The 16,117-nt window shown below is 71.5% G+C and carries 19 protein-coding genes and 3 tRNA genes; 6 read left to right on the forward strand and 16 right to left on the reverse strand.

Annotated features, from left to right (window positions below):
• Nucleotides 1-50: 50 nt before the first annotated feature.
• Complete coding sequence (locus ACIOC1_RS05445; protein WP_355349455.1) at nucleotides 51-1,700, reverse strand: DAK2 domain-containing protein; 1,650 nt, start codon at nucleotides 1,698-1,700, stop codon at nucleotides 51-53.
• Nucleotides 1,701-1,978: 278 nt separating this feature from the next.
• On the opposite strand from ACIOC1_RS05445, the gene rpmB reads away from it, so the two are divergent.
• Nucleotides 1,979-2,164, forward strand: coding sequence for a 50S ribosomal protein L28 (rpmB, locus tag ACIOC1_RS05450; RefSeq protein ID WP_028426177.1), 186 nt, complete (start codon nucleotides 1,979-1,981; stop codon nucleotides 2,162-2,164).
• A 120-nt stretch (nucleotides 2,165-2,284) separates the two neighbouring features.
• On the opposite strand, the gene thiD is transcribed toward rpmB, so the two are convergent.
• Nucleotides 2,285-3,073: a bifunctional hydroxymethylpyrimidine kinase/phosphomethylpyrimidine kinase gene (thiD, locus tag ACIOC1_RS05455; RefSeq protein WP_355349485.1), complete on the reverse strand. Its 789-nt coding sequence runs from the start codon at nucleotides 3,071-3,073 to the stop codon at nucleotides 2,285-2,287.
• 116 nt (nucleotides 3,074-3,189) lie between these two features.
• Nucleotides 3,190-4,155: a thiamine-phosphate kinase gene (locus ACIOC1_RS05460; protein WP_401852144.1), complete on the reverse strand. Its 966-nt coding sequence runs from the start codon at nucleotides 4,153-4,155 to the stop codon at nucleotides 3,190-3,192.
• 179 nt (nucleotides 4,156-4,334) lie between these two features.
• Here ACIOC1_RS05460 and ACIOC1_RS05465 point away from each other — a divergent pair, with 179 nt between their 5' ends.
• Both ACIOC1_RS05465 and ACIOC1_RS05470 read left to right on the forward strand, forming a co-directional pair.
• Nucleotides 4,335-4,568: an Lrp/AsnC family transcriptional regulator gene (locus tag ACIOC1_RS05465; protein ID WP_188284985.1), complete on the forward strand. Its 234-nt coding sequence runs from the start codon at nucleotides 4,335-4,337 to the stop codon at nucleotides 4,566-4,568.
• Between the two features lie 51 nt (nucleotides 4,569-4,619).
• Nucleotides 4,620-5,066, forward strand: a complete 447-nt coding sequence (locus ACIOC1_RS05470; protein WP_401852147.1) for a DUF3515 domain-containing protein — start codon at nucleotides 4,620-4,622, stop codon at nucleotides 5,064-5,066.
• A gap of 57 nt (nucleotides 5,067-5,123) precedes the next feature.
• On the opposite strand, the gene ACIOC1_RS05475 is transcribed toward ACIOC1_RS05470, so the two are convergent.
• From ACIOC1_RS05475 to ACIOC1_RS05485, 3 genes are read right to left on the reverse strand one after another with little or no spacing between them, the layout of a single operon-like run.
• The gene (locus ACIOC1_RS05475; RefSeq protein ID WP_391050363.1) at nucleotides 5,124-6,359 is read right to left on the reverse strand and encodes a D-alanine--D-alanine ligase; all 1,236 of its coding nucleotides are present in this window, start codon (nucleotides 6,357-6,359) and stop codon (nucleotides 5,124-5,126) included.
• A gap of 12 nt (nucleotides 6,360-6,371) precedes the next feature.
• Complete coding sequence (locus tag ACIOC1_RS05480) at nucleotides 6,372-7,373, reverse strand: NAD(P)H-dependent glycerol-3-phosphate dehydrogenase (RefSeq protein WP_401852150.1); 1,002 nt, start codon at nucleotides 7,371-7,373, stop codon at nucleotides 6,372-6,374.
• On the reverse strand, nucleotides 7,370-8,092 hold the full coding sequence (locus tag ACIOC1_RS05485) for a lysophospholipid acyltransferase family protein (protein ID WP_355349439.1): 723 nt from the start codon (nucleotides 8,090-8,092) through the stop codon (nucleotides 7,370-7,372). The genes ACIOC1_RS05480 and ACIOC1_RS05485 overlap by 4 nt, the downstream gene beginning before the upstream one ends.
• 151 nt (nucleotides 8,093-8,243) lie before the next feature.
• Here ACIOC1_RS05485 and cofC point away from each other — a divergent pair, with 151 nt between their 5' ends.
• Together cofC and ACIOC1_RS05495 are read left to right on the forward strand one after the other, a co-directional pair.
• Nucleotides 8,244-8,897, forward strand: a complete 654-nt coding sequence (gene cofC, locus ACIOC1_RS05490; protein WP_355349436.1) for a 2-phospho-L-lactate guanylyltransferase — start codon at nucleotides 8,244-8,246, stop codon at nucleotides 8,895-8,897.
• A 71-nt stretch (nucleotides 8,898-8,968) separates the two neighbouring features.
• Nucleotides 8,969-9,196 (forward strand): hypothetical protein, encoded by a 228-nt coding sequence (locus ACIOC1_RS05495; protein ID WP_401306150.1) that lies wholly within the window; start codon nucleotides 8,969-8,971, stop codon nucleotides 9,194-9,196.
• A 179-nt stretch (nucleotides 9,197-9,375) separates the two neighbouring features.
• Here ACIOC1_RS05495 and ACIOC1_RS05500 read toward each other — a convergent pair whose 3' ends face one another.
• From ACIOC1_RS05500 to leuC, 4 genes are all read right to left on the reverse strand, one after another.
• A complete protein-coding gene (locus ACIOC1_RS05500) occupies nucleotides 9,376-9,993 on the reverse strand; it encodes an HU family DNA-binding protein (protein ID WP_355349430.1) in 618 nt (205 codons plus the stop codon).
• Between the two features lie 132 nt (nucleotides 9,994-10,125).
• Nucleotides 10,126-10,350 carry a hypothetical protein gene (locus ACIOC1_RS05505; protein ID WP_188284977.1) on the reverse strand — a complete coding sequence of 75 codons (225 nt, stop codon included), beginning with the start codon at nucleotides 10,348-10,350 and terminating at the stop codon, nucleotides 10,126-10,128.
• A 220-nt stretch (nucleotides 10,351-10,570) separates the two neighbouring features.
• The gene (gene leuD / locus ACIOC1_RS05510; protein ID WP_355349427.1) at nucleotides 10,571-11,176 is read right to left on the reverse strand and encodes a 3-isopropylmalate dehydratase small subunit; all 606 of its coding nucleotides are present in this window, start codon (nucleotides 11,174-11,176) and stop codon (nucleotides 10,571-10,573) included.
• A 6-nt stretch (nucleotides 11,177-11,182) separates the two neighbouring features.
• Entirely contained in the window at nucleotides 11,183-12,607 is a 1,425-nt protein-coding gene (gene leuC / locus ACIOC1_RS05515) for a 3-isopropylmalate dehydratase large subunit (RefSeq protein WP_355349424.1), read from the reverse strand.
• 183 nt (nucleotides 12,608-12,790) lie between these two features.
• Between leuC and ndgR the strand changes: the two genes are divergently transcribed.
• Nucleotides 12,791-13,507, forward strand: coding sequence for an IclR family transcriptional regulator NdgR (gene ndgR / locus ACIOC1_RS05520; protein WP_188284974.1), 717 nt, complete (start codon nucleotides 12,791-12,793; stop codon nucleotides 13,505-13,507).
• Between the two features lie 155 nt (nucleotides 13,508-13,662).
• Here the strand turns inward: ndgR and ACIOC1_RS05525 are convergent.
• From ACIOC1_RS05525 to ACIOC1_RS05550, 6 genes are all read right to left on the reverse strand, one after another.
• Nucleotides 13,663-13,735, reverse strand: a tRNA-Glu gene (locus ACIOC1_RS05525).
• A 61-nt stretch (nucleotides 13,736-13,796) separates the two neighbouring features.
• Nucleotides 13,797-13,869 (reverse strand) — tRNA-Glu (locus ACIOC1_RS05530).
• A 27-nt stretch (nucleotides 13,870-13,896) separates the two neighbouring features.
• A tRNA-Gln gene (locus ACIOC1_RS05535) sits at nucleotides 13,897-13,968 on the reverse strand.
• Between the two features lie 86 nt (nucleotides 13,969-14,054).
• Nucleotides 14,055-14,774: an HAD family hydrolase gene (locus ACIOC1_RS05540; protein WP_401722926.1), complete on the reverse strand. Its 720-nt coding sequence runs from the start codon at nucleotides 14,772-14,774 to the stop codon at nucleotides 14,055-14,057.
• A gap of 22 nt (nucleotides 14,775-14,796) precedes the next feature.
• The gene (locus ACIOC1_RS05545) at nucleotides 14,797-15,612 is read right to left on the reverse strand and encodes a fumarylacetoacetate hydrolase family protein (protein WP_355349418.1); all 816 of its coding nucleotides are present in this window, start codon (nucleotides 15,610-15,612) and stop codon (nucleotides 14,797-14,799) included.
• Nucleotides 15,613-15,647: 35 nt separating this feature from the next.
• On the reverse strand, nucleotides 15,648-15,851 hold the full coding sequence (locus ACIOC1_RS05550; protein ID WP_401852156.1) for a hypothetical protein: 204 nt from the start codon (nucleotides 15,849-15,851) through the stop codon (nucleotides 15,648-15,650).
• Nucleotides 15,852-16,117: the final 266 nt, after the last annotated feature.

Consider the following 16,117-nt stretch of genomic DNA (forward strand, 5'->3'; position numbering starts at 1 on the left):
GACAAATCCCCCTCGGGCAGGTCCGCGCGGCGGTCCGCGGGAGGGGCGGGTTACTCGACGCCCACCAGCAGGGGGCAGGTGCCCTGGCCGCCCTCGTAGGTCACGGTGTCCACCGCCAGGTGGGCCTCGCGGACGTGGGACTCGATGTGGGCGGTGAGGTCGGCGGGGGCGTCGGGTCCCGGGATGAGGGTGACGAGTTCGCCGCCGGCGGCGAGCATGCGGTCCAGGACGGCGGTGGCGGTACCGGCGAGCGTGGTGCCGATGACGGAGACGTCGCCGTCGATGAGGCCGAGGATGTCGCCGGCCTGGCAGATGCCGGCCGAGGTCCAGGAGCGGTGCTCGGCGACGGCGAGTTCGGCGTAGCGGGTGGCTCCGGCGGCGGAGGTCATGGCGACGACGTCCTCGTCGAAGCGCCGGGAGGGCTCGTGGACGGCGAGGGCGGCCAGGCCCTGGACGGCGGAGCGGGTGGGGATGAGGGCGACCCGGACGCCGTCGGCGCGGGCCTGTTCCGCGGCGGCGCCCGCCGCGTGCCGCAGGTCGCGGTCGTTGGGCAGCAGGACGACCTCAAGGGCGTGGGCGCGGCGGATGGCGGCGGCGATCTCGCCGCTGGCGGGCTGTTCGCCGGGGCGGACGGCGACGACGGTGGCCCCGGCGCGGGCGCACAGTTCCGACAGGCCGTCGCCGCGGACGACGGCGACGACGGCGCGGTGCGCGGGTTCGGTGCGCGGCCTGGTCTGGTCGGCGAAGTGGGTGACGCGGATGCGGTACGGGCGGCCGGCCTCGATGCCCGCCTCGATGGCGGCGCCGACGTCGTCCACGTGGACGTGCACGTGGAAGAGCCCGTCGCCGCCGACGACGACGAGGGAGTCGCCGAGCGCGTCGAGCCGGGCCCGCAGGAGGGTGACGGCGGAGTCGGCGGCCTCCAGCAGGAAGATCACCTCGAAGGCGGGGCCGTCGGGGACCGCGTCGTCGGGGCACAGGTCCTCGTCCTCGACCGGGACGGTGTGCCCGGCGCGGAAGTCCGTTCCGGCCAGGGGCTGTTCGGGGGCGTCGCCGGTCACGGCGTCGGCCAGCGCGCCGAGCACGGCGACCAGGCCGAGGCCGCCCGCGTCGACCACTCCCGCGCGGCGCAGCACGCCGAGCTGTCCCGGGGTGGCGGCCAGCGCGGCGCGCGCTCCGGCGTACGCGGCCCGTACGACCTCGTCGACGCCGCCCGTGGCGGCCTCCGCGGCGTCGGCCGCGCCGACGGCCACCGTGAGCATCGTGCCCTCGACCGGCCGGGCGACCGCGTCGTACGCCGATTCCGCGGCGATCCGCAGGGCCCGCCGCAGTTCGGCGGCCCCGATCCGTTCAGGGGCGTCGGCGGGCGAGGCGACCGCCTCGTTCATGCCGCGCAGGAGCTGGGCGAGGATCGTGCCGGAATTGCCGCGGGCGCCGATGAGGGCGCCGTGCGACATGGCGCGGAGCACGTCGGGGAGGGTCGGCCGGGTCGCGGGGGCGGCGGCCGTCGCGTGCGCGTCGAAGACCGCTTCCACGGCCTGCGCGGCGGACTCGAACGTCAGGTACAGATTGGTGCCGGTGTCCCCGTCCGCGACGGGATAGACGTTGATCGCGTCGATCTCCTCGCGGGCCCTGCCCAGTGCCTGGAGCGAGAGGCGGCACCAGGCGAGCACCGCGGAAGCGTCGAGCGAGGGCGGCAACAGGTCCTCCTGCGGAACACCGGGATATCGGGAACTGCCAGGTGAGCCTAGGCCCTTTCGGGGCGGTCGGGAGCGGGCCGGGCGGCGACGGGGCCGCCCGTGACCGCGCGGAAACGGCCTGGTGGTGACCCCGGTCACGGGGGCGGGCGTCCGGATCTGGGCACCCGCGGACCATGGTAGTTTCGTTGTACGGGAGCGGTCGTTGTATGCTGCTCCGGTTGCCTGGGGCTCTCTCAGGCTTTTCATCGTAAGTGCATCTGAAGTCTTTGGAGTGACCCGTGGCTGCCAACTGCGACGTCTGCGGCAAGGGGCCGGGCTTCGGCAACAGCATCTCCCACTCGCACCGCCGTACCCCGCGTCGTTGGAACCCCAACATCCAGCGCGTGCGTGCAGTGGTCGGGCGGACGCCGAAGCGCCTCAATGTCTGCACCTCGTGCATCAAGGCCGGTAAGGTCTCGCGCTGACGCGTCGTCGTACATCACGTCGTAGCAGCGCAGCCTTAGCGGCTACTCGAATGCCGGTCCACCTCAGGGTGGGCCGGTTTTCTTGCGTTGTACGGGTGCCCGTGCGGCTCGGGTGACGGCTCAGCGCGTGCGCCAGCCGTGGTCGACGGGGCCGGTCCCGGCGCCGAGCGGGAAGCCCGCCGCGATGGCGCCGGTCACGTACGTCTTCGCCCGTCCGACGGCGTCCGGCACGTCGCGGCCGAGGGCGAGGTGGCAGGCGATCGCGCTGGCCAGGGTGCAGCCGGTCCCGTGGGTGTGCCGGTTGTCGAGCCGCGGGGCGCGGTACCAGTGCTCGGCGGCGCCGTCGGTGAGCAGGTCGACGGCCTCGGCCGAGCGGCTGTCGGCGAGGTGGCCGCCCTTGACCAGGACCCAGCGCGGCCCGTGGGCGAGTACGGCGTCGGCGGCGGCCCGCATGCCGGCCTCGTCGTGCACGGTACGACCGGTGAGCTGGGTGACCTCGTCCAGGTTGGGGGTGGCGACGGTGGCGAGCGGCAGCAGCCGGGTGCGTACGGTCTCGACGGCTTCCTCGGCGAGCAGCGCGTCGCCGTGCTTGGAGATCCCGACCGGGTCGACGACGACGGGGACGCGGCCGTCCAGAGCGGCGAGGAGACCGGCGACGGTCTCGGTGAGGGCTGCCGAGGAGAGCATGCCGGTCTTGACCGCCGCCACCCCGATGTCGCCGACGACGGCGTGGAACTGGGCGCGTACGGCCGCCTCCGGCAGGTCCCAGACGCCGTGCACGCCCAGCGAATTCTGCGCGGTGACGGCGGTGAGCACGCTCATGCCGTGCACGCCGAGGGCGAGCATCGTCTTGAGGTCGGCCTGGACGCCCGCGCCGCCGCCGGAGTCGGATCCGGCGACGGTGAGCACCCGGGCGGGGGCCGCCCGCACAGGCGCGGGGCGCGGGAGGCCGGGGTCTGGGACGGCGGGGCGCGGAAGGCCGGGGTTCGGGACGGCGGGGTTCGGGAGGCCGGGGTTCGGGAGGGTCACTCCTCGTCCCCGAAGTGGTCCCAGCCGCCCGCCTTGTCCCAGGGCGCGCCGTCCACGGTGACCTGCGGGGTGCGGCCCGCGGGGGCGCTGACGGCGCCGATGACCCGCCAGCGGGCGGGCAGCTTCACATCGCGGGGGAAGGCGGCGACGATCGCGTGGTCCTCGCCGCCGGTGAGCACCCAGTGCAGCGGGTCGACGCCCACGGCCTGCCCGATGTCGGACATCTGGGCGGGTACGTCGATGTCCGCGGAGCGCAGGTCGATGTCGACGCCGCTGGCGGCGGCGATGTGGCCGAGGTCGGCGACCAGGCCGTCGCTGACGTCGGTCATGGCGGTGGCGCCGAGTTCGGCCGCCGCGGGGCCCGCGTGGTACGGCGGTTCCGGGCGGCGGTGGGCCTCCACGAAGGCGCGCGGGGAGCGGAAGCCGCGGGAGAGCACGGCGAGTCCGGCGGCGGACCAGCCGAGCCAGCCGGTGACGGCGACGATGTCGCCCGCGCGGGCACCCGATCGGGTGATGGCCTCGCGGCTGCGGAGGTCGCCGAGCGCGGTGACGGCCACCGTGATGGTGTCGCCGCGTACGACGTCGCCGCCGACCACGGCCGCTCCCGCGACCTGGCACTCGTCGCGGATGCCGTCCATGAGTTCGACGGCCCAGGTGGCGGGGAGTTCGGCGGGGACGACGAGGCCGAGCAGCACGGCGGTGGGGAAGGCGCCCATGGCGGCGATGTCGGCGAGGTTCTGCGCGGCGGCCTTGCGGCCCACGTCGTAGGCGGTGGACCAGTCGCGGCGGAAGTGGCGGCCCTCGATGAGGACGTCCGTGGTGGCGACCACCCGGCGGTCGGGCGCGGCGACCACGGCCGCGTCGTCACCCGGTCCGATTTTCACCGCGGGTGTGGTGGTGAGCCGGGAGGTCAACTCCCTGATGAGCCCGAACTCGCCCAACTCGCCCACAGTCCCCTTCATCCCAACGTCCCCTCGAGTCGCGGCCTGAGCCGGTTCTGCTGCGTGTTTCCCGTCAATACGGGCGTGAGACCCGTCAATACGGGGGTCAGGTACCGCGCGGGTCTCCCCGCTGTGCGCGACGACGCGATAACGTGGCGTCCCCCTTCCCACATGATCCTCGAAGCCGCCCTGGAGGTTCCGTGGTACAGGCGTACATCCTGATCCAGACCGAGGTCGGCAAAGCCTCGGCAGTAGCGGAGGTGATCTCCAAGATCGAAGGAGTCATTCAGGCCGAGGACGTCACCGGTCCTTATGACGTCATCGTCAGGGCCCAAGCAGACACGGTCGATGATCTCGGCCGCATGGTGGTCGCCAAAGTCCAGCAGGCGGACGGCATCACTCGAACGTTGACCTGCCCCGTCGTCCATATCTAGCCCCCACTATGCTCACCGGTGATGCTGTATCGCCGAGTTGTACTGACCGCCGTGTCCGCCGTCGCGTGCCTTTCTGCGGCGGCGGTCTACGCGTTCACGTCCGGTACGGACGAAGCGATCGCCGTACCGGTTCCTGACGCACGTGTCGCCGGATACTGTCACGCGCTGTACGGCGATCTGCCCGCGAAGGTCGACGGTCTCTCCCGGCATGATCTCAAGCCGGAATCGGAGCTGACAGCCGGGTGGGGCAATCCGCCGATCGTGTTGCGCTGCGGTGTCCCGCGGCCCGCCGCCGACGCGGACCCCTCCACTTACGGCGCCCAGGTGGACGGCGTCTCCTGGTCGGTGGAGCAGGGAGCCGACGGTGGGGTGCTGATGACGACAACGCTGCGCAAGGCGTATGTCGAGGTGGCTCTGCCGAAGCGTTTCGCCCATGACATCAGTCCGCTGACGGATCTCGCGGACGCGATCAAGCGCACGATCCCCGAGGGGGTCTGACCCCCTCGGGGTTCGGCTGTCCGTCCGAAGGCCGCGCGCAGGCGCGGCCCCGGCGGGCTAGCGCAGGCCGGTCGAGCGGCGCAGCGCCGCCTGGATGAGCAGGTCGACCAGTTGCCGGTAGTCGACGCCCGTCTCCTGCCACATCCGCGGGTACATCGAGATCGGGGTGAAGCCCGGCATCGTGTTGATCTCGTTGATGACGAACTCCCCGCTGTCCAGCAGGAAGAAGTCGGCGCGGACCAGGCCCTCGCAGGACGCGGCCTCGAACGCCTCGACGGCGAGCCGCCGTACCTCGGCGGTCTGCTCCTCGGTGAGCGGCGCAGGAACGATTCCCTCGGCGGAGTCGATGTACTTCGCCTCGAAGTCGTAGAACGCGTGGCTGGTGACCGGCGGGATCTCGGCCGGTACGGAGGCGCGCGGGCCGTCCTCGAACTCCAGGACGCCGCATTCGATCTCGCGTCCGCGCAGCAGCGCCTCGACGATGACCTTGGGGTCGTGCCGCCTGGCCTCGGTGATGGCCGCGTCGAGCCCTTCCGGGCCCTCGACCTTGGTGATGCCGAAGGACGATCCGGCGCGGGCGGGCTTCACGAACAGCGGCCAGCCGTGCTCGGCGGCGAAGTCGGTGACCTTGCGGCGTACGGCGTCGCTGTCGCGTTCCCATTCGCGGGGGCGGATGACGGTGTAGGGGCCGACGGCCAGGCCGAAGGAGGTGAAGACGCGCTTCATGTACTCCTTGTCCATGCCGACGGCGGAGGCGAGCACGCCCGCGCCGACGTACGGGACGCCGGAGAGTTCGAGCAGGCCCTGGAGGGTGCCGTCCTCGCCGTACGGGCCGTGCAGCATGGGGAAGACGACGTCGACCTCGCCGAGCGCCTTCGGGACGGCGCCCGCTTCGGTGTAGACGACCTCGCGGTTGGCCGGGTCGACCGGGAGCATGACGGCGCCCTCGTGGTCGGTGACCTGTTCGACGGTCGGCATCCGGCGGTCGGCGATGGCCATCCGCTCGGGGGCGTCCGCGGTCAGTGCCCAGCGGCCCTCGGTGGTGATGCCGATGGGCAGGACGTCGTACTTGTCGCGGTCGATGGCGCTGAGCACGCTGGCCGCGGTGACCACCGAGACGCCGTGCTCGGAGCTGCGTCCGCCGAAGACGACCGCGACCCGCGGCTTGCGCGGGTAGTTCTCGCTCGCGTGGCCTACCACGCGCCGGTCCGCGTACGGGTCCGCGGGCCGGTCCGGGCCGGATTCGCGCCGGTCAGGGCTCTGGGAGCTGTCGTGGGATGCAAGGTTGCTCATGTCGCGATGACCCTACCGTTCCGGCTTGGCGGAGCGTGACATCAACTCCTGTACGGCCACGACGGGCGGTTTCCCGTTGTGCACGATGTCGACCACAGTGTCCGTCAGCGGCATGTCGACGCCGTGCCTGCGGGCCAGATCGGCCACGGACTCGCAGGACTTGACGCCCTCGGCCGTCTGGCTGGTGACGGCGATGGTCTCGGCCAGGGTCATGCCGCGGCCGAGGTTCATGCCGAAGGTGTGGTTGCGCGACAGCGGTGAGGAGCAGGTGGCGACCAGGTCGCCCATGCCCGCGAGGCCGGCGAAGGTGTGCGCGTCGGCGCCCATCACCATGCCGAGCCTGGTGGTCTCGGCCAGGCCGCGGGTGATCAGGGACGCCTTGGTGTTGTCGCCCAGGCCCATGCCGTCGGCGATGCCGACCGCGAGGCCGATGACGTTCTTGACGGCGCCGCCCAGTTCGACGCCGACGACGTCGGTGTTGGTGTACGGGCGGAAGTAGCCGGTGTGGCAGGCGGCCTGGAAGCGGCGGGCGACGGCTTCGTCGCGGCTGGCGACGACGGCGGCGGCGGGCTGCCTGGCGGCGATCTCCGGGGCGAGGTTGGGGCCCGACAGGACGGCGACGCGGTCGGGTCCTGCCTTGGCGACCTCCTCGATCACCTCGCTCATCAGCTTGGCGGTGCCCAGTTCGACGCCCTTCATCAGGCTGACCAGGACCGCGTCGGGGCGCAGCAGCGGTGCCCAGTCGGCGAGGTTGGCGCGCAGCGTCTGGGACGGGACGCACAGGACGACGAATTCGGCGTCGGCGGCGGCTTCCGCGGGGTCCGCGGTGGCGGTGACGGCGGCGGGCAGTTCGAGGTCGGGGAGGTATTCGGGGTTCCTGCGGTCGGCGTTGATCGCCGCGGTCAGCTCGGGGCGGCGGCCCCAGAGCGCCACCTCGCACCCGGCGTCGGCGAGGACCATCGAGAAGGCGGTGCCCCAGGAGCCGGTGCCGTAGACGGCGCAGCGGACCGTCATGCGCCCTCCCGTGCCTTGCGCGGGTCGTAGAGACCGGCGGGCGCGGGTTCCTGGCGTACCTCGGCGAGGAGCGCGGTGACCGCGAGCATGATGGTCTCGGTGACGGCGCGCAGCACGTCGGGGGTGGGGTCCTGGCCGTAGAACGCGGTCAGGTCGACGGGTTCGCCCGCGAGCACCCGCAGCGTCTTGCGCGGCAGCAGGCGTACGCGCTTGCTCTTGGCGTACGGCGGCACGGCCTCGTTGGCGCCCCACTGGGCGACGGGGATCACGGGCGCCTTGGTGAGCAGCGCGACGCGGGCGACGCCGGTCTTGGAGACCATCGGCCACATGTCGGGGTCACGGGTGAGGGTGCCTTCGGGGTAGAAGGCGACGCACTCGCCGGAGTTGATGGCGTCGACGGCGGCGCGGAAGGCGTTCGCGGCGTCGGTGGTCTCGCGGAAGACGGGGATCTGGCCGGTGCCGCGCAGCATCGTGCCGACGAAGAAGGGCTTGAAGAGCCCCGCCTTGGCCAGGAAGCGGGGGACGCGGCCGGTGTTGTACTGGAAATGCGCGTACGACAGCGGGTCCAGGTACGAGTTGTGGTTCACCGCCGTGATGAAACCGCCGTCGGCCGGAATGTGCTCCATTCCGTGCCAGTCCCGCTTGAACAGCACAATGAGCGGCGGTTTCGCGATGACGGCCGCCAGGCGGTACCAGAAACCGATTCTGCGGCGGGACACCAGGACTCCTCTTCGTTGCTGTGACGCCGCGCTCGTAGAGGCTCGCGCAGCACCACCCGTGCGGCAGCCGCACAAGTCTGCGGCTATGGACACGTTAACGCCAGGGCCCGGCGGCCCGTGGGGCGCCTGGGGAAGGCCGCACAATGGTGCGGTGGCGATAGATGTGACCTGGAAGTGGTCCCTTGTCGTGCCGCTGAAGCCGCTGGCCGTGGCCAAGAGCCGGTTGGCCACGGCGGCCGGTGCGGTACGGCCCGCGCTGGCCCTGGCGTTCGCGCTGGACACGGTCGCGGCGGCGCTGGCCTGCGCCGAGGTGGCCGACGTGACCGTGGTCACGGACGACGAGCGGGCCGGGGCGGAGCTGGCCGCCCTGGGTGCCTTCGTGGTGCCCGACGCCCCGGCGGCGGGGCTGAACGCCGCGCTGCGGTACGGGGCGGACCGGGTGCGGGCCCGCGATCCGTACGCGGCGGTCGCGGCGCTGAACGGCGATCTCCCGGCCTTGCGGCCCGCTGAGCTGGCGTGGGTGCTCCGGGAGGCCGCGGGCGGCCAGGAGCGGGCTTTTCTGGCCGACGCGGCCGGTGTGGGGACAACCTTGCTCGCCGCTCCGCGCGGTTCGGCCCTCTCCCCCGCCTTCGGCGGCGCCTCCCGCGCCCGCCACCTGGCCACCGGGGCCCGCGAGATCGCCCTGCGACGGGTGCCGTCGGTGCGGCAGGACGTGGACACCGGCGACGACCTGCGCGCGGCCCTGGCCCTGGGCGTCGGCGAGCGTACGGCGCTGGCCGCCGCCGGGCTGCTGATCGCGGACTGAACCACCGGCCGGGCCGGGCACCCGTGCCGTGACCGGCGGTCTCCCCGGGGCCGGGCACTAGGCTGCGGCCCATGCAGGCAACCGCGTTCACCTACGACCCCGAGACCCGCGGCGGCAGCGTGCTCCTCGACGACGGGACGCCGCTGCCCTTCGACGCCGCCGCCTTCGACGCGGGCGGCCTGCGCCTCCTGCGCCCCGGCCAGCGCGTCCGCATCCGCACCGACGGCTCCGCCGACACCCGCCGGGTGGTCTTCATCACCCTCCAGACCTTCCCGGACCCTGCGGGACCGAAGGTGTAGCGAAGGGGCTCCCTGACGCAGGGCGGTTCGCCGGTAGCCGGCGAGCCAAAGGCGGGTCCAAGCCGCCCATGGGGGCACCCCCGGACGGAGTCCGGGGGAGAGAAGGCGGCCAAAAAAAACGAGCGCGGGCCGGGCTCCCCTGGGGGAACCCGGCCCGTCGCGGTCCGTGGGACGGACTACTACCTGGTGGCGCTCCGCTTGGCGGCGGTCTTGCGGGCGGTCGCGCGCTTGGCCGGGGCCTTCTTCGCGGCGACCTTCTTGGCCGGGGCCTTCTTGGCCGCCGCCTTCTTGGCGGTGGTCTTCTTCGCCGTGGCCTTCTTGGCGGTGGTCTTCTTGGCCGCCGTGGTCTTGGCCGCGGCGGTCTTCTTGGCGGCGGAGGCCTTCTTCGCGACCGTCTTCTTGGCCGCGGTGACCTTCTTGGCCGCCGCCTTCTTGGTGGTGGTCCTCGTGGTGGTGGAAGCGCCGCCGCTGAGGCTGCCCTTGGGCGCCTTCTTCACCGCGACGTCGTTCTTCGGGAGCTTCTTGGTGCCGCTGACCAGGTCCTTGAAGCCCTGACCCGCGCGGAACCGCGGCACCGAGGTCTTCTTGACCCGGACCCGCTCCCCGGTCTGGGGATTGCGGGCGTAACGGGCCGGACGCTCCACCTTCTCGAACGAACCGAAACCGGTGACCGAGACCCGGTCGCCCGAGACCGTCGCACGGACGATCGCGTCGAGAACCGCGTCAACCGCGTCCGCGGCGGCCTGGCGGCCGCCTACCTTGTCGGCAATCGCTTCTACGAGCTGCGCCTTGTTCACGTCTTCCCCTTCGGAAACTTGCCCGGCGAATGAGTGCGGGCTTTTTCGCACGCTAGGCGGATATATACCGCAAATCAAATACGAAACGGGCGAATCACCCTTGTGCCGCAACGAACTCGGTGCTCTACGGGATCAGCGATCCGGGATTCCGAGGTCGTCCAACTCAGCCGTTAACACGTCCAGGCGCCGTGCCGCGTCGGCGAGATCGTGCTTCGCCACAGCGGTCACCGCGAGCAGCCGGCGACTCAACTCCCGCCGTGTCCCATCAGGGACTTCGGGATTCGCGACGCGCAGATGCGCCTGCTTCAGACGCGCGGCGAGAACCCCGTAGAGCTGGAGTTGGCCGTCGCGTTCCATGCGTCGATTGTGCCATCTGCGGCGAGTTGTCGGGAGCGACAGGGCCAACCGGGTGTTCCGGGCCGTTTTCCGGACACTCCTGGACCGCCCGGACGGACCCTCCTGGGCCGCCCCCACGGGCACTTCGGGACCGGCCCAGACATCGCCCGGACACGCAGAAGCGCCCTCTGCGGACGGGCAGAGGGCGCTTCTTGGGGCCGAACAGGGCCGAACGGGTCGGTCAGACCTGCACGGTGCTCGGCTTGAAGGACGGGCGGCCGGCTTCGAACGCCGAGATGTCGGCCTCGTTGGCGAGGGTCAGGCTGATGTCGTCCAGCCCTTCCAGCAGCCGCCAGCGGGCGTTGTCGTCCAGCTCGAACGCCTCGGTCAGCGACACACCGGGGCCCTCGGCGCGCACCTCGCGGGCCACCAGGTCGACGGTGATCTCAGCCTGCGGGTCGGCCTCGACCAGCTTCCAGAGCGATTCCACCGTCTCCTGCGGCAATACGACCGTGAGCAGGCCGTTCTTCAGCGAATTGCCGCGGAAGATGTCCGCGAAGCGGGACGAGATCACGGTCTTGAAGCCGTAGTTCTGCAGGGCCCAGACCGCGTGTTCGCGCGACGAACCGGTGCCGAAGTCGGGTCCGGCGACGAGCACGGTGGCGCCCTGCCGCTCGGGGGCGTTGAGGACGAAGTTCTCGTCCTTGCGCCAGGCTTCGAACAGGCCGTCCTCGAATCCGTTGCGCGTGACCTTCTTCAGCCAGTGCGCGGGGATGATCTGGTCGGTGTCCACATTGCCGCGGCGCAGCGGTACGGCCCGGCCGGTGTGCGTGGTGAAGGCTTCCATGGGGGCTCAGACCTCCGTCAGGACAGGGGCGTCGGACAGGTCGGCGGGCGAGGCGAGGTGGCCGAGCACCGCGGTGGCGGCGGCCACCTGCGGCGAGACCAGGTGCGTACGGCCGCCCTTGCCCTGCCGTCCCTCGAAGTTGCGGTTCGAGGTGGACGCGGAGCGCTCGCCGGGGGCGAGTTGGTCCGGGTTCATACCCAGGCACATCGAGCAACCCGCGTGCCGCCATTCGGCGCCGGCGGCGGTGAACACCTTGTCCAGGCCCTCCTCGACGGCCTGCAACGCGACCCGTACGGAGCCCGGCACGACCAGCATGCGGACGCCGTCGGCCACCTTGCGGCCCTCGACGACCGACGCGGCGGCCCGCAGGTCCTCGATCCGGCCGTTGGTGCAGGAGCCGACGAAGACGGTGTCCACGGCGACCTCGCGCAGCGGCTGGCCCGCGGACAGGCCCATGTACTCCAGCGCCTTCTCGGCGGAGAGCCGGTCGCCGGGGTCGGCGAAGGACGCCGGGTCCGGCACGGCCGCGCTCAGCGGCGCGCCCTGGCCGGGGTTGGTGCCCCAGGTGACGAACGGCGCCAGGGTGGCGGCGTCGATCCGCACCTCGTGGTCGAAGACCGCGTCGTCGTCGGTGCGCAGCGTCTTCCAGTACGCCACCGCCGCGTCCCAGTCCGCGCCCTTGGGGGCGTGCACGCGCCCTTCCAGGTAGTCGAACGTGGTCTGGTCGGGGGCGATCATGCCGGCCCGCGCGCCCGCCTCGATCGACATGTTGCAGACGGTCATCCGCGATTCCATCGACAGCTTCTCGATGGCGGAGCCGCGGTATTCGATGACATAACCCTGGCCGCCGCCGGTGCCGATCTGCGTGATCACGGCGAGGATCAGGTCCTTGGCGGTGACGCCGGGGGGCAGTTCGCCGTCCACGGTGATCGCCATCGTCTTGAACGGCGCGAGCGGCAGCGTCTGGGTGGCCAGCACGTGCTCGACCTGGGAGGTGCCGATGCCGAACGCCAGCGCGCCGAAGGCCCCGTGCGTGGAGGTGTGCGAGTCGCCGCAGACCACGGTGGTGCCCGGCTGGGTCAGCCCGAGCTGCGGGCCCACCACGTGGACGACGCCCTGCTCGACGTCGCCCAGCGGGTGCAGCCGTACGCCGAACTCCGCGCAGTTCTTGCGCAGCGTTTCGAGCTGGGTGCGGGAGACCGGGTCCGCGATGGGCTTGTCGATGTCGAGGGTGGGGGTGTTGTGGTCCTCGGTGGCGATGGTGAGGTCGGTACGCCGCACCGGTCGGCCGTTCATCCGCAGCCCGTCGAACGCCTGGGGGCTGGTCACCTCGTGGAGCAGGTGAAGATCGATGAAGAGCAGATCGGGCTCGCCCTCGACGCGGCGGACGACATGGTCGTCCCAGACTTTTTCCGCGAGTGTCCTACCCATCGCTGTCCCTCCGGCCCGCACCCTCGCGGGCCAACTCGTGTGTGGTGCACGTGTATGCCGGACGCCGTCGGTTCCCCTGGTGTCTCCGCGGGAGCACGGCGGTCCTGCCCTGTGCCCCCAGCCTGACGGCTTCCCCGGAAAATTGAGCTTGCGTTTCACAGTGTGAGACGCGAATATCGTTGCATGGACAATTCTAGCGGCGTCGGCGTTCTCGACAAGGCGGCTCTGGTGCTCAGCGCACTGGAGTCGGGACCGGCCACCCTGGCCGGCCTCGTCGGCGCCACGGGCCTGGCCCGCCCCACCGCGCACCGCCTGGCGGTCGCGCTCGAACACCACCGCATGGTGGCCCGCGACATGCAGGGCCGTTTCATCCTGGGACCGCGGCTGTCGGAGCTGGCCGCCGCCGCGGGCGAGGACCGGCTGCTGGCGACGGCGGGCCCGGTCCTGACCCACCTGCGGGACGTCACGGGAGAAAGTGCCCAGCTCTACCGCCGTCAGGGCGACATGCGCATCTGCGTGGCCGCGGCGGAGCGCCTTTCCGGCCTGCGGGACACCGTGCCGGTCGGCTCCACGCTCCCGATGAAGGCCGGGTCCGCCGCGCAGGTCCTGATGGCCTGGGAGGAGCCCGAGCGGCTGCACCGCGGCCTCCAGGGCGCGCGCTTCACCGCCACCGCGCTGTCGGGCGTACGCCGCCGCGGCTGGTCGCAGTCGATCGGCGAGCGGGAGCCCGGTGTCGCCTCGGTGTCGGCGCCCGTCCGCGGCCCCTCCAACCGCGTGGTCGCCGCCGTCTCCGTCTCGGGACCGATCGAGCGGCTGACCCGGCACCCGGGGCGGATGCACGCGCAGGCCGTCATCGACGCCGCGGCCCGGCTGAGCGAGGCGCTGCGCCGCAGCGGCTGAACCGTCCTCGGCAGGGGCCGCCGGTGCGCGAACGCCCCTGCCCGGTACGGCGGTTGGACCGCGGGAGAGGACGACGGCCGGGAACGGCGGCCGGAAACGAAAAAGGCCCCCACCTGAGTGAGGACCTCGGCCGTACCGTTACTTCTCTGCTTGCGTACCCCCGACCGGATTCGAACCGGCGCTACCGCCTTGAGAGGGCGGCGTGCTAGGCCGCTACACAACGGGGGCCCTAGCGATCCTGCATCATGACCAACGGGTGCGACCCAGGTGATCACGCGGGAAGGATCTGTACCCCCGACCGGATTCGAACCGGCGCTACCGCCTTGAGAGGGCGGCGTGCTAGGCCGCTACACAACGGGGGCTCGCACTGCAATGCACTGAACTATGCGCTGGGGTACCAGGACTCGAACCTAGAACAACTGAACCAGAATCAGCCGTGTTGCCAATTACACCATACCCCATCAAAACGCAACCCCTTGCGGGATTGTGCTTGGATCACGCCCCCCTGCCGGACCTTTCGGCCCTCTCGGGCGGCGCAGGAAGAACATTACCCGATGCGGGACACCGCTCCAAAACGAGTATCGCCGCGCAGCAGGTCAGCAAGCTCGGCGAGACCGGTGATGCGGGTGAGGTCGGGACGGGAGCCGAGGTCGTGGCGGTCCAGCCAGATGCCGACCAGGCCCGCGTCGGCCGCGCCGCGGGCGTCGATGTCCGGCTCGTTGCCCACGTACGCGACCTCGTGCGGCTCCAGGGACAGCGCCTCGCAGGCCGCGTGGAAGGCCGCGGCGGCGGGCTTGGAGACCCCCAGCTCCGCGGCACACAGCAGCACCTCGAAGCGGTCCCGTACGCCCAGCGCGCGCAGCTTGCGGTCCTGTACGACGAAGGCGGAGTTGGACAGCACCGCGTGCCGGTAGTGGGGGGTGAGGCCGTCCAGGGCGGGTACGGCGTCGGGGAAGAGGGACCAGGCGGCCTCGTAGTGCGTGCGGTGGCGGTCGAACCACTCCTCGGCCTCCGCGTCCGTCAGCGGCAGCCCCAGGAAGTCGCGCACGCGGTCCCTGCGCTGCGCCTCGAAGTCGCACTCCCCCGCGGAGAACCGCGCCCAGTGGAGCTCGGTCAGCTCGGCCCAGCGCAGCACGGCGGCGTCCACGCTCCCGCAACCGTCCGGCAGTCCCTCGACGGCCAGATGGGCCCGCAGGCCGACCCGGTCGGCGCTCGCGTAGTCGAAGATCGTGTCGTCGATGTCCCAGAGAACCGCTCGTATCGGCATAACGCCCAGGGTACGAAGCGGGTCAGCTCCGCGCGACGACCTTGTTGGTCAGGGTGCCGATGCCCTCGACCGTCACGGAGACCTCGTCACCCGGCCGGATCGGGCCGACGCCCGCGGGGGTGCCGGTGAGCAGCACGTCACCGGGGAGCAGCGTCATCGCCTCGGTGATGTTGACGATCAGGTCCTCGATCGAGTTGATCATCTGCGCGGTGCGGCCCGCCTGGCGCAGCTCGCCGTTGACCGTCGCGGTGATGGCGAGGTCGGAGGGGTCGAGGTCGGTCTCGATCCAGGGGCCGAGCGGGCAGGAGGAGTCGAAGCCCTTGGCGCGCGCCCACTGCTTCTCGGTCCGCTGGGTGTCGCGGGCCGTCACGTCGTTGGCGCAGGTGTAGCCGAGGATGACGTCGCGGACCCGCTCGCGCGGCACCTCGCGGCACAACCGGCTGATGACGACGGCCAGTTCGGCCTCGTGGTGCACCTCCTGCGAGAAGGAGGGGTACACGATCGGGTCGCCGTGGCCGATCACGGAGGTGGAGGGCTTGAAGAAGGCCCAGGGCGCCGTCGGCACCTCGTGGCCCAACTCCTTCGCGTGGTCCGCGTAGTTGCGGCCGATGGCGACGACCTTGTTCGGCAGCACGGGCGGCAGCAGCCGCACCTTGTCGAGCGGGACCCGCGTACCGGACAGCTCGAAGTCCGCGAAGGGGATGCCCTTCATGATGTTGATGACGAGGCCGTCGTGGCCGGCTGTTCCGCCGTCGCCTTCGCCGCCGTCGGTGCCTTCGGCCGCTTCGACAGCCCCAAAGGCGACATTGCCGTCGATCGAGAACCTCGCGATACGCATGGGCCCAGCTTAGTGGCCGGGCCCATACGCGCCGATCAGGCGGTGGGCAGCTCGTGCACGACGGTGCGGCGCGGGTTCGCGGTGACCTGCGGCAGGGGCTCGGCGACGGCCTGCTCGGCGGTCGTGGCGGCTTCGGTGTCCGACGCGGCGGGGACCCCGAGTTCAGCGGCGTCCTTGAGGTGCGCGAGGGTGGTGCGGCGCGGGTTCGCGATCGGACGGAACAGCATGGTGGTCTTCATCGGCCGTGTGGACCTCGGTGACTCGGGGCGCCCGCAGGGCGCGGGTTGACAGAAAACCGCGATGTGTAAAGCACCAGGCTAGTGCGGCCCTTTCCCGGAACAACGTGGCCCAGACATGCACCAGGCTGTGATTTTGCTCACTAAGTGAGTCGCAAAGCAGGCATTGCGCGCATCCGACCGGCAGACTCAAACCGGTCAAGTCCCACACAGTCGTACGATTCAGCTGTCATCGACCCGGCTGGGACAGCGAGTGACTCGTGCGAACA

The organism is Streptomyces sp. NPDC088197 (assembly GCF_044741185.1).
Classification (GTDB): domain Bacteria; phylum Actinomycetota; class Actinomycetes; order Streptomycetales; family Streptomycetaceae; genus Actinacidiphila.